The organism is Rhodococcus sp. B10, assembly GCF_011770055.1.
In the GTDB taxonomy this organism is placed as follows: Bacteria; Actinomycetota; Actinomycetes; order Mycobacteriales; family Mycobacteriaceae; genus Rhodococcoides; species Rhodococcoides kyotonensis_B.
In genome coordinates this window covers 1-593 of sequence record NZ_JAAFYV010000084.1, presented here as the reverse complement: position 1 = coordinate 593, position 593 = coordinate 1, and the positions used below count along the sequence as shown (strand labels likewise).

Genomic DNA, 593 nt, shown 5'->3' with positions numbered 1-593 from the left:
CCGACCCATCTGCCCCGACGCCAACATCTGCCGAAACACCATCTTCACCGCATCATGCTGACGCCGACCCCTACCCCGCCGATCCCGACCCGCCCGCTCAGACTCCTCAGCCTCAGCGCTTCTCGCAGCAGCCTGATCGTTCACCGCAGCAGCGTCGTCCTCAGCATCCGCCCCGGTTTCGGCCTCGGCGACCGGCGGCTCGAACAAGCTCGACTCCGCACCGGCCGAATCCGGCTCAGTCACTGCACCATTCGACTCCGGGCTGTCCGTGTCGGTAGTGGCATCGCCGTCGCTCACGGGATCATCAGCATCATCGACCACCGGCGAAATATCGGCACTGTTGCACTGCCCCGGCTTGGCCCACTTGGCCAACACTGCCTCCAGATACGCCCGAAACTCCGCATCGACAACCATCCGCACCTTCGACAAGCCATCCGGGCCCTGCTCGTCCAACCGCACATAACAGCGATCGGCCACCCGCTCCGGACTCTCGTCCTCCCCATCCGGATCGAGCACGTCATACAACCGGCCCGCCGCCGCCTTGAAATGATCCGGACCCAACTCCCGCGCCAACTGCGCCAACTGCGCCTCCG

General features: G+C 65.4%; 1 protein-coding gene. It reads right to left on the bottom strand.

The genetic code is table 11. The annotated features are described in order from the left end of the window. Positions 1-593 (bottom strand): DUF222 domain-containing protein (locus RhoFasB10_RS25740; protein ID WP_167679329.1); only part of this gene is annotated, 593 nt, incomplete at both ends.